Source organism: Candidatus Polarisedimenticolaceae bacterium, from assembly GCA_036376135.1.
Lineage (GTDB): Bacteria > Acidobacteriota > Polarisedimenticolia > Polarisedimenticolales > DASRJG01 > DASVAW01.
On sequence record DASVAW010000149.1, the window covers coordinates 37033 to 47932 of the forward strand.

Consider the following 10900-nt stretch of genomic DNA (forward strand, 5'->3'; position numbering starts at 1 on the left):
CGGTGGGGGGGCCTGTCAAACCGACCCGGCTCAGAACCCCTGGACGGCCTTCAACGCGGGCTCGACGAACACCGCCGGCCACAGGCCGCCCAGCGTGACGAGCACGACGCACAACATCACCGCGGCGAGGATCGGCGCCGGGACCGTGAACGGCTCGGCCTGCTCGTCCTTCTCGATGAACATCCACCGGGCGACGTTCAGGTAGTAGAACAGCGCCACGACGGCGAGGACCGCGCCGAGGAAGACCAGCCACCACAACCCCGCCTTCCCGGCGGCGAGGAAGACGTAGAGTTTCCCCCAGAAGCCGAGCACGAACGGGATCCCGCCGAGCGAGAGGAGGAAGACGAGGAACGCCCCGGCGACCGCGGGCGATCGACGCACGAGGCCGCGCACCCCCTCGAGCGTCGGCTCGATCCCCGCGGCCTCGATCGCCGCGATCGCGAGGAAGGCGCCGGCGTTGGAGAACAGGTAGGCGACGAAGTAGAAGAGCGCCATTCCCGCGCCGAAGTCGGTCCCGGCGGCGAGCGCGGTGAGGACGTATCCGACGTGCGCGACGCCGGAGTACGCGAGCAGACGCTTGAGGTTCGTCTGCGGGAGCGCGAGGAGATTGCCGAGGACCATCGTGAGGCCGGCGAAGACCGCCAGGGTGGGAAGCCACGACTCCGTCCGCCCGGCGAACGCCTCGAGCCACAACCGGAACAACGCGACGACCGCCGCCGCCTTCGGCGCGACGGAGAGGAACGCGACGATGGGGGTCGGCGCGGCCTGGTAGGTGTCCGGCGCCCACAGGTAGAACGGGAACATCGCCACCTTGAAACCGAAGCCGACGAGGAGCATCACGAGACCGAGCTCGAACAGCGACGGGTGCTGGAGGACGCCCGCCTGCATCCAGAAGGTCGTCCCCGCGGCCGCGAAGATCAGGCCGAGGCCGAGCACGAGGAACGCGGACGACACGCTCCCGAACAGGAAGATCTTCAGAGCCCCCTCGGGGGACTCCGGCCGCGTCTTGTCGATCGCGGCGAGGGCGTAGAGCGGGATCGACAGCAGCTCGAAGGCCACGAACAGCGTCAGATACTCGCGCGCGCTGGCGAGCGAGCACGCCCCGACCATCGCGAACAGGAGCAGGATGAGGTACTCCCCCGACCGCCGCTCGAACCCGCGCGCGGAGGCGTACGCCGACGACGCGAGCACGGTGAGCACGCCGGTCGCGAGAACGATGCGCTTGAGGTAGAGGGCGAAACCGTCCTGGATCCACGCGTCGGTGAAGACGGCGCCGGGCGAGAGACGGAACGAGAACCCGAGCAGCAGGCACAGGCCGATCAGCGCCACCCAGTAGAGCGGCGCTTTGCTCCTCTCGCGGCCGCCCGCGAGGTCGAGGGCGAGGACGGCGATCGCGAGGGCGGTGAGCCCCGCTTCGACGACGACGGCGCCCCAGTCCATCACAGGCCGCCTCCGAATCGCGCGAGGATCTCCCCCACCCCGACGTGGATGGGATCGAGCATCAGCCGCGGCCAGACTCCGAGCACCACCAGGAGCGTGGCGAGGACGACCGGCGTCCACCACTCCGAGCCTTCGAGGTCCCCGAGGTGGATCTCGTGCGCGGGCTTCGGGCCGTAGAAGATGACCCGCACCGCGCGGAGCACGTACAGCGCGGTGATGAAGGCCCCCGCGAGCGCGGGGAGGAGCCACCAGGGGTGGTCCGACGTCCAGGTGCCGAGGAAGACGAGGAACTCGGCGACGAACCCGGCGAGCCCGGGAAGGCCCAGCGAGGACAGCCCGGCGATCACGAAGAACGCGGCCATCCCCGGCATCGCGTCGGCGAAGCCGCCCATCTTCGTCATGTTGCGCTCGTGGGCCTTGTGGTAGACGAGGTTCACGAGCGTGAAGAACAGCGCCGTCATCAGGCCGTGCGCGACCATCTGGAAGACCGATCCCGAGAGCCCGGGCTCGGTCAGCGTCGCCATGCCGAGCATGACGACGCCCATGTGCGACACGGACGAATAGGCGATCAGGTACTTGATGTCGGTCTGCCAGCCGGCGGCGATCGCGCCGTAGACGATGTTGATCGAGGCGACGAGGCCGACGAGCCAGGCCCACTCCTGCCCGGCCTCGGGAAGCAGCTGGAAGCCCAGGCGCAGGACGCCGTAGGCGCCGAGCTTCATGAGCACGCCCGCATGCATCATCGAGCCGGCGGCGGGAGCGGCGGCATGGCCGTCGGGGGACCACGTGTGGAACGGCCAGATGCCCGCGAGCACGCCGAACCCGACGTAGAAGAGCAGGAAGATCCCCGACTGCAGGGCGGGGTCGAGGTCGAGCCCGGCGAGCGCCTGGAAGTCGAACGTCGGCTGCGGGAGGAACTTGCCGCTCTCGACGTAGAGCAGGAACAGGCCGACGAGGATGAACGCCGAGCCGGCGAGGAGGTACAGGGTGAGCTTCATCGCCCCGTATTCCTTCGTGCCGACGCCCACCGCCCGGAAGGCCTTCGAGAACGGCCCCTGCGCGGGGACCTCCATGGAGGAGCCCCAGATGCCGATCAGCACGTACATCGGGAGGACCGCGAGTTCGTAGAACAGGAAGAACAGGAAGAGGTCGAGCGAGACGAACACGCCGAAGACGCCCGTCACGAGCAGCGCCAGGAAGAGGAAATACTCCTTCTCGCGCTCCTTCACCGTCCACGAGGTGGTGATCGCCGTCAGGTAGATGATCGCGGTGAGGGCGACGAGGGCGAGCCCGATCCCGTCCACCCCCAGGCGCAGGTCGATGCCGATCGACGGCAGGACCGGCCAGACCTCGCCGAACTGGAAGCCGCCCGCGGCGACGTCGTAGCCGAGGAACAGCGCGACCGTCGCCGCCACCGGAGGCAGCGCCGAGGCGAGGGCGGTGAGGCGGATCGCGCGCCGGGCGGCCTGCGGCAGGAAGAGGATCGCCGCGGCCCCCGCGAACGGGGAGACGAGCAGGATGGTGAGCAGGTGCGCGCTCATCCCCGCCACCCCATCGCCATGACGGCGAGGAGCAGGAATCCGATCGCGATCGCCATCAGCGCGTCCTGCACCCGTCCGTTGGCGATCACCCGGAGGGCGGTCCCCGCCCGCCAGGTCCCGTGGGTCGCGAGATTGACGACCCCGTCCACGACGTAGCGGTCGAACCAGCCGACGACCCGGGTGAGCCCGAGGTACACCACGCGGTAGCCCCCTTCGATCAGGTCGTCGACGTACCACCGGCGCTCGAGCACGCGCGCGACGGTCGCGAAGCGCACCTTCAGCCCTGCGGGGCTCCATCGGCCGGAGAGGTAGCCGGTGTACGCGAGGGCGATCCCGGACACCGCCGCCAGCGTCCCGCAGGCGGCGATCCACAGGGGCGGGTGCACCTCCGACGCGAGACCGGGGAACGAGATCGAGGCGCCGAGGGTCTCGGGAACGGAGTGCTGGAGGGCGCCGGCGACCAGGGCCAGGACCGCGAGGACCCCCATCGGCGCGGCCATCGCGAGCGGCGCCTCGTGGGCGTGCCCGCCGTCCCGGCGTGCCCCGAAAAACGCCACGAAGAAGGCCCGGAACATGTAGAAGGCGGTGAGGAACGCGGTGAGGAGCAGGACGACGAACGCGATCGGGTGGCCCGACGCGAAGACTCCCGCGAGGATCTCGTCCTTCGAGAAGAACCCGGAGGTGGGCCACACGCCGCACAGGGCGATCGCTCCGGCGAGGAAGACGATGCCGGTGCGCCGCATCGGTTTCCACAGGCCGCCCATCGCGAACAGGTCGTTCGTGTGCGTCGCGTGGATCAGCGCTCCCGCACCGAGGAAGAGCAGGGCCTTGAAGAAGGCGTGGGTGACCAGGTGGAAGTAGGCCGCCGTGGCGGCGCCGGCCCCCACCGCGGCCATCATGTAGCCGAGCTGGCTGACCGTGGAGAAGGCCAGCACCCGCTTGATGTCCCTCTCGACGAGCGCCATCGACGCCGCGATCAGCGCCGTGAACGCGCCGATGCCCAGGACCCACGCGGCGACCTCGGGGGCGGCGGCGAGCAGCGGCGAGACGCGGATCATCAGGTAGACCCCCGCGGCGACCATCGTCGCCGCGTGGATCAGGGCCGAGACCGGGGTCGGGCCCTCCATCGCGTCGGGGAGCCAGATGTGCAGCGGGAACTGCGCGCTCTTCCCCATCGCGCCGACGTACAGCCCGCCGACCCCGAGGGCCAGCGCCGTGCCGGCCAGCGTGCCGGAGGCGGTGCGCTCGAACAGCTCGGAGAAGACGAAGGTCCCACCCGCGTACCAGAGGACGACCACCCCGAACGCGAACCCGACGTCCCCCAGCCGCGTGGTCCAGAAGGCCTTGAGCGCCGCGCGCGCCGCCTCGGGCTTGCGGTACCAGAAGCCGATGAGCAGGTACGACCCGAGCCCCACGAGCTCCCAGAACACGTAGGTCTGCAGGGTGTTGTGCGCGAGGACGAGACCGAGCATCGCGAACGAGAACAGCGAGTGGAAGGCGTAGTACCGACCCAGGGATCCGGGGGTCTCCTCGCGCATGTACTCGAGGGAGTAGACCTGCACGAGCAGGGACACGAGCGCGACCACGGCGATCATCGGCGCCGAGACCCCGTCGAGCAGGATCCCGAAGCGGATCGGGTCGAACTCCTTCATGGGAGCCCACAGCCACTCGACGACGACCGGGGCCTTCGAGGCGTGGAACGAGAAATAGGCCGCGATCGCGGAGACGAGGCTTCCCGTCATGGCGAGGATCGACAGCCACGCGGCGGGCCGGCCCGAGCGCCGCAACGGCGCGATCACCCCCAGCGCCGCGAGGGCGGCGAGCGGGAACGCGAGGCAGAGGATCGCCCAGGTCATCGCTCAGTCCTTCAGCGTCGAGAGGTCGTCGAGGTTCGAGGTCTTCCGCACCCGCTCCGCGAGCAGGAACAGGGCGAGCCCCACGGCCACCTCCGCGACGGTGATCGCGATGCCGAACAACACGAGCACGACGCCGGAGAGCAGGCCTCGCGACCACGCGATCGCGGCGATCGCGAGATTGGCGGCGTTGAACATCAGCTCGATGGACAGCATCACGGCGATGACGTGGCGGCGCGCGAGCACGCCGTACAGGCCGATCGAGAAGACGAGGAAGGCGACGATCAGCAGGTTCGCGAGGGTCACGGCCGCTCCTCCCGCCGGGCGATGACGAGCGCGCCGAACAGCGCCGCGAGCAGGAGCACCGAGAGGAGCTCGAACGGCACGAGGTAGTCGGAGAAGAGCGCGATCCCGGTGCGCGCCCCGTCGTCGAGCCCCCCGACGCCGGGGGCGGGCTGCACCTTCGCGACGAAGCCCAGGGCGGCCCCGAAGACCAAAAGCGCGAGCCCCGCGGCGACGGCGGGCCTCCGGCTCTCGATCGCCGCGTCGGGGCTGCGGGTCACCACGATGGCGAAGACGACGAGCGTGAGCACGCCGCCGGTGTAGAGCAGGATCTGCACCGCGGCGAGCAGGGGCGCCGTCAGGAGCATGTAGAACATCGCCGTCGTCACGAGCGCCCCGGCCAGCGCGTACGCCGCCCGCCAGAGCGTCCGCGCGCGGACGACGCCGAGCGCGAAGGCGACGAGCACGACGGCGAGCGCCCAGAAGAGCAGATCGCTCATGCCGTCTTCCCCCGCTCGGCATCGGTCCATTCGCGAAGCCGCGTCCCGGTCGCGTGGGACTCGAGGTCGGGCTTGCCGTGCAGGCGCCTCCCGTTCTCCAGGAGGCGCTCCTTCGAGAGGAACAACCCCTCGCGGGTGTAGGTCGGAGGGGCCAGCTCGCGGAGCATCACGATCGCGTCGGTCGGGCAGACCTGGACGCACAACTCGCACTGCATGCACGCCTGGAAGTCGAGGGTGAACCTGTCGCAGTAGGTCGCGCCGACGCCGTTCTTGCGCTCCTCGCCCTTGCGGAGCGTGACGGAGAGGATCTGCGAGGGGCAGATGTATTCGCACAGGCGGCAGCCGATGCAGTTCTCCTCGTCGGTCGCCGGGTCGATCGTCAGGGCGAAGGTCCCCGCCCGCCACTGGCGCGGGATCGGCCGCGACTCGAGCGGGTACTGCACGGTGATCGCCTTCCGGAAGAAGTTCCGCGCCGTGGCGCGGAACGCCCGGAAGGTCCCCCCGAGGATCACGCCTAACGAGACCACGGCGCGCTCCGCATCACCCACCACGCCGCCGCGACGAGCGCGACGAGGGCCGTGGGGAACAGGGCCATCCAGTTGAGCTTCAGCGCGTGGTCGATCCGGAAGCGCAGGAGCGTCCAGCGGACCCACAACGTGAGGCAGAACAGGACGATCACCTTGAGGAGGAGCCAGATCCACCCCGGCAGGAACGCGGGGCCCAGGTAGCCGCCGAGGAACACCGTCGCGCCCAGCGCGGCCGAGCCCACCGTGTGTGCGTATTCGCCGGCGTAGAACAGCGCGAACTTGATCCCGGTGTATTCGGTGTTGTACGCGGCGACGAGCTCGGATTCCGCCTCGACGAGGTCGAGAGGCGCCTTGTTGGTCTCGGCGAGCGACGCCACGTACCACACGAGGAAGGCGATCCAGCCGATCCCCGGCCAGAAGGCGAACCAGAGGCCGCGCTGCGCCTCGACGATGTCCCCGAGGTTGAACGACCCCGTCAGCACGGCGGGGACGAGCAGCGCGAGAAGCAGCGGGATCTCGTAGGAGACCACCATCGCGACCGACCGGAGCGCGGAGACGAGGGCGTACTTGTTGTTCGACGCCCACCCCGCCGCGAAGGTCCCGAGGAGGGTCAGCGACCCGAACGCCGCGAACAGGAGCAGGGAATAGGGGTGGTTGGAGATCGCGATCCCCTTCGCCACCGGGACGAACGCGAACCCGAGCAGAGCGGCGACGACGACGACGACCGGGGCGAGGTCGAAGAGCAGACGGTCCGCGGCGCGCGGGACGATGTCCTCCTTGACCAGGAGCTTCGCCACGTCGGCGATCGGCTGGAGCCACCCGTGGGGCCGGCCGACGAAATACGGCCCGATGCGGTTCTGGAAACGGGCGGCGATCTTCCGCTCGATCCAGGTGAAATAGGCGACGCACGTCATGGCGACGGCGAGCACCCCCGCGCAAAGGAGCAGGGCGACGAGCGCGTCGGGCCAGGTGGAGAGGTCGGCGAGCTTCATCGGTCGACGTCTCCCAGGACCGGATCGAGGGAGCCGAGCAGCGCGACGACGTCGGCGATCAGCATCCCGGGCGCGATGTGCGGCACGACCTGGAGGTTGCAGAACGAAGGGGCGTTGATCTTGAGGCGCTGCGGCAGCGCCTTCCCGTCGGAGACGATGTAGAAGCCGAGCTCGCCGCGCGGGGATTCGACCGCGGCGTACGTCTCCCCCGCGGGGATGCGGGCCGCCTTCGGGTTCTTGATGGGCTTGCGGGAGAAAACCGGCCCGGTCGGGAGTCCGTCGAGGATCGCGCGGACGATCCGCAGCGACTGGAGCATCTCCTCCATGCGCACCTCGAACCGCGCCCAGCCGTCCCCCGACGTCCGGACCGGCACGTCGAAAGGAAGCTCCGGGTACGCGTCGTACGGGGCCGCCTTCCGGAGGTCGATCCCGACCCCCGAGGCGCGCAGCACCGGCCCGGTGACCCCGACGCCGAGCGCGAGGTCCCGCGGGATCACCCCGACCCCCGTCGTACGCTGGCGGAAGATCGGCGTTCCCCCGGCCATGTCGACGAGATCGCGGTAGTCCTTCTCGAGGTCGTCGCACAACGTCCGGATCTTCTTGGCGATCTCCGCGTCGAGGTCGTAGCGGGCGCCGCCGAGCAGGTTGAAGTTCGTGTGGAACCGCGTCCCGGTCAGCTCCTCCATCAGGTCGAGGATCCGCTCGCGGTCGCGGAAGGCGTACATGTAGAGCGTCGTACCGCCACCGAGCGCGCCGCCGAGGTCGAGCCCCCAGGTCCCGAGCCACACGAGGTGGGAGGCGTAACGCTGCAGCTCCGCGACCATCGTCCGCAGCCACGCGCCGCGGCGCGGGACCTCGATCTTGCCGAGCTTCTCGACCGCGATGCAGTAGGCCAGCGAGTTCGCCGTCGGGGCGAGGTAGTCGTTGCGCTCGTAGATCGGGGCGAGCTGGTCCCACGCGAGGGTCTCGGAGAGCTTCTCGACGCCGCGGTGGAGGTACCCGATCACCGGGGTCGCCTTGACGACGACCTCCCCGCGCAGGTGCAGGACCAGGCGCAGCACGCCGTGGGTGGACGGGTGCTGCGGACCCATGTTCAGGGCGAGCTCCCCGAACTCCCGTTCGACGACCTCGACCGTCTCGCTCACCCTTGCGCCCCCTCGCGGGTCGCGGGACGGTACCCCCACGGCCTGTCCATCGCGAAGTCCTTCCGCAGCGGATGCCCGTCGTATTCGTCCGGCAGGAGGATCCGCCTCAGGTCGGGATGGTTGCGGAAGCCGATCCCGAAGAGGTCGAAGACCTCGCGCTCGTGCCACTCGGCCCCGGCCCAGACCAACGCGAGGCTCGCGACCTCGGCGGCGTCCTTGGCGACCTTCGTGCGCAGGAAGAAGGTGTCCATCGTGTCGGGGTTGCGCAGGCCGTGGACGACCTCGAACCCGTCCGCGCGCTCGGTGGCCGAGGCGCAGACGTAGAAACGGTAACCGTGCGCGTCGCGAAGGGCGCGGGCCGCTTCGGCGAGGACCTCGGGCGCGAGGGAAACCCCCTCGGAGAAAGGCTCCGCGGCGAATCGGACGGTCAGGGCCTGGGCGACGTCAGGCGCCGGCACGGCCGCCCTCCATGATCTTCCGCTGGAGCGCGAAGATCCCCTCGAGCAGGGCCTCGGGGGTCGGCGGGCACCCCGCGATGTACACGTCCACCGGGATCACGTGGTCGATCCCCGGGACCACCGAATAGACGTGACGGTAGTGGTCGCCGGAGTTCGCGCACGACCCCATGGAGATCACCCACTTCGGGTGCGGCATCTGGTCGTAGAGGGTCCGAATGCGGGGGGCCATCTTGATGGTGACCGTTCCCGCGATGAGCATGACGTCCGACTGGCGCGGGGTGGGCCGGAGGATCATCCCGAACCGGTCCAGGTCCCAGCGCCCGGCGAAGGTCGCCATCATCTCGATGGCGCAGCACGCCAGGCCGAAGGTGACGGGCCAGAGGCTCGATTTCTGGGCCCAATAGAAGAGCTTGTCCGAGCGCAGCAGGGCCACCCCGCCGCCCGGGAATCGGACGACCTCCTCCGAAATATCCTCGAGGCTCTTGGCCGGCCTTACCTCGTCCACTCGAGATCGCCCTTCCGCCACGCGTACGCCCACCCCAGCAGCAGCACGGCCAGGAACACGATCATCGCCCAGAAGGCGGCGACCCCGGCCTCGCGCAGACTCAGTGCCCACAGGAACAGGAACGCGGCTTCGACGTCGAAGAGGATGAACAGCAATGCCACGAGAAAGAAGCCGACCGGGGTCTGACGCCAGGCGCCGCCGAAGGGCTTCTCGCCGCACTCGTAGGTATCGAACTTGGCGGCGCGGCCGGTCTTGACCCGGTAACGCAGCAGCGCGCCCGCGACCAGCAGCCCCGCGCCGAGGGCGAGGCAGATGGCCGCGTGCACCGCGAGTCCGACGTAAGGATCGGGTGCGTTCATCGAAGGGGCGCATCCTATCAACGGACCGCGGGGTCCGGGAAGGGCCGGATTGGGATAAGTCAAGATCCCCGTCCGCTACACTTCGCGGCGTGGATGTGGGAACGGCCGGATCCGATCGCGGCGAGGCCGCCGCCGCGGCGCTGCTGGGGGCATGGGGCGCTTACGGCGACCGTTTCCTGGACGTCACGCGCCGCGCCCGCTTGCGCTTCGAGCGGCGCGACTGGAAGGGGGCGCAGGACGACGCGACGCGACGCCTCGACCTCTACGGCGATGCGATCGGGGAGGCCCTCGCCGCGGTGACGGCCCTCGGCGGCGACGCGGTCGCGTCCCGTCCCTTCTGGACCGCGGTCCGTTCCGCCTACGCCGCGCGCACGGAGGGGCGCTCCGACCAGGAGCTCGCGCGGACCTTCTTCAACTCGGTCGTCCGCCGGGTCTTCCACACCGTCGGCGTCGACCCCTCCGTCGAGTTCGTCGCCCCGCGCGAGGCCGAGCCGCTCCCCCTTCCGCCGTTCACGGTCACGAGCCGGATCGACGCGTTCGGATCGTGGGACGCCCTGGCGCGGCGCCTGACCGACCGGCTGCGGTTCGCCTGCGGATGGGAGGACGCCGACCGGGACGCCCTCGCGATCGCCGACGAGCTCCGCCAGCAGGCCCGCGGGCGCATGCCCGAAGCGCTCGAGATCGTCCGCTCGATCTTTTACCGGAGCAAGGGGGCCTACGTCGTCGGCCGCCTCGACACGAATCGCGGGAGTTTTCCCTTCCTGCTCGCCCTCGCGAATCCGCGGGGCCGGATCGTGGCGGACGCCGTCCTCCTCGACGAGAACGCGATCAGCATCGTCTTCAGCTTCGCGCGCTCGTATTTCCTGGTCGAATACGATCGCCCCCGCGAGCTCGTCGCCTTCCTGCTCTCCCTGATGCCGCGCAAGCCCCTCGCCGAGATGTACAACGCGATCGGCGCGAACCGGCACGGCAAGACCGAGCTGTACCGCTCGCTCCTCCACCACCTCGACACGACGGAGGACCGCTTCGTGATCGCCCCGGGGCAGCGCGGGATGGTCATGTGCGTCTTCGTCCTCGACGGCTTCGACGTCGTCTTCAAGGTCATCCGCGACCGCTTCGATCCGCCGAAGACCGGCGACCGCGCCGAGGTGATGAGCAAGTACCGCCTCGTCTTCCGCCGCGACCGCGCCGGGCGCCTGGTCGACGCCCAGGAGTTCGAGCACCTGGAGTTCGATCGCGCCCGGTTCGACCCGGCGCTGCTCGACGAGCTGCTCGGCCGCTGCGGGGAGACCGTCGAG

General features: G+C 69.9%; 12 protein-coding genes. 1 reads left to right on the plus strand and 11 read right to left on the minus strand.

Going from position 1 to position 10900, the window contains the following annotated elements; all coding sequences use genetic code 11:
- Nucleotides 1–30 precede the first annotated feature (30 nt).
- From VF139_15690 to VF139_15740, 11 genes are read right to left on the minus strand one after another with little or no spacing between them, the layout of a single operon-like run.
- Nucleotides 31–1440: an NADH-quinone oxidoreductase subunit N gene (locus tag VF139_15690; protein ID HEX6852839.1), complete on the minus strand. Its 1410-nt coding sequence runs from the start codon at nt 1438–1440 to the stop codon at nt 31–33.
- Nucleotides 1440–2981, minus strand: coding sequence for an NADH-quinone oxidoreductase subunit M (locus tag VF139_15695; protein ID HEX6852840.1), 1542 nt, complete (start codon nt 2979–2981; stop codon nt 1440–1442). The genes VF139_15690 and VF139_15695 overlap by 1 nt, the downstream gene beginning before the upstream one ends.
- Nucleotides 2978–4837 (minus strand): NADH-quinone oxidoreductase subunit L, encoded by a 1860-nt coding sequence (gene nuoL / locus VF139_15700; GenBank protein ID HEX6852841.1) that lies wholly within the window; start codon nt 4835–4837, stop codon nt 2978–2980. The genes VF139_15695 and nuoL overlap by 4 nt, the downstream gene beginning before the upstream one ends.
- A 3-nt stretch (nt 4838–4840) precedes the next feature.
- Entirely contained in the window at nt 4841–5140 is a 300-nt protein-coding gene (gene nuoK / locus VF139_15705) for an NADH-quinone oxidoreductase subunit NuoK (protein ID HEX6852842.1), read from the minus strand.
- Nucleotides 5137–5616: an NADH-quinone oxidoreductase subunit J gene (locus VF139_15710; GenBank protein HEX6852843.1), complete on the minus strand. Its 480-nt coding sequence runs from the start codon at nt 5614–5616 to the stop codon at nt 5137–5139. Before VF139_15710 ends, nuoK begins: the two co-directional genes overlap by 4 nt.
- Nucleotides 5613–6143 carry a 4Fe-4S dicluster domain-containing protein gene (locus VF139_15715; GenBank protein HEX6852844.1) on the minus strand — a complete coding sequence of 177 codons (531 nt, stop codon included), beginning with the start codon at nt 6141–6143 and terminating at the stop codon, nt 5613–5615. Before VF139_15715 ends, VF139_15710 begins: the two co-directional genes overlap by 4 nt.
- Nucleotides 6131–7135, minus strand: a complete 1005-nt coding sequence (nuoH, locus tag VF139_15720) for an NADH-quinone oxidoreductase subunit NuoH (protein HEX6852845.1) — start codon at nt 7133–7135, stop codon at nt 6131–6133. Before nuoH ends, VF139_15715 begins: the two co-directional genes overlap by 13 nt.
- Nucleotides 7132–8280, minus strand: a complete 1149-nt coding sequence (locus VF139_15725) for an NADH-quinone oxidoreductase subunit D (GenBank protein ID HEX6852846.1) — start codon at nt 8278–8280, stop codon at nt 7132–7134. The genes nuoH and VF139_15725 overlap by 4 nt, the downstream gene beginning before the upstream one ends.
- Nucleotides 8277–8738 carry an NADH-quinone oxidoreductase subunit C gene (locus tag VF139_15730; GenBank protein ID HEX6852847.1) on the minus strand — a complete coding sequence of 154 codons (462 nt, stop codon included), beginning with the start codon at nt 8736–8738 and terminating at the stop codon, nt 8277–8279. The genes VF139_15725 and VF139_15730 overlap by 4 nt, the downstream gene beginning before the upstream one ends.
- Entirely contained in the window at nt 8725–9243 is a 519-nt protein-coding gene (locus VF139_15735) for an NADH-quinone oxidoreductase subunit B family protein (protein HEX6852848.1), read from the minus strand. Before VF139_15735 ends, VF139_15730 begins: the two co-directional genes overlap by 14 nt.
- Complete coding sequence (locus VF139_15740) at nt 9231–9602, minus strand: NADH-quinone oxidoreductase subunit A (GenBank protein ID HEX6852849.1); 372 nt, start codon at nt 9600–9602, stop codon at nt 9231–9233. Before VF139_15740 ends, VF139_15735 begins: the two co-directional genes overlap by 13 nt.
- An 89-nt stretch (nt 9603–9691) precedes the next feature.
- On the opposite strand from VF139_15740, the gene VF139_15745 reads away from it, so the two are divergent.
- On the plus strand, nt 9692–10900 hold a 1209-nt coding region (locus VF139_15745; protein ID HEX6852850.1), incomplete at its 3' end, for an isocitrate dehydrogenase kinase/phosphatase AceK regulatory subunit.

Coding starts and splice junctions, on each gene's coding strand:
- VF139_15695 (HEX6852840.1), bottom strand. CDS start 2,981: ATGAGCGCGCACCTGCTCACCATCCTGCTCGTCTCCCCGTTCGCGGGG.
- VF139_15710 (HEX6852843.1), bottom strand. CDS start 5,616: ATGAGCGATCTGCTCTTCTGGGCGCTCGCCGTCGTGCTCGTCGCCTTC.
- VF139_15690 (HEX6852839.1), bottom strand. CDS start 1,440: ATGGACTGGGGCGCCGTCGTCGTCGAAGCGGGGCTCACCGCCCTCGCG.
- nuoH (HEX6852845.1), bottom strand. CDS start 7,135: ATGAAGCTCGCCGACCTCTCCACCTGGCCCGACGCGCTCGTCGCCCTG.
- nuoL (HEX6852841.1), bottom strand. CDS start 4,837: ATGACCTGGGCGATCCTCTGCCTCGCGTTCCCGCTCGCCGCCCTCGCG.
- VF139_15740 (HEX6852849.1), bottom strand. CDS start 9,602: ATGAACGCACCCGATCCTTACGTCGGACTCGCGGTGCACGCGGCCATC.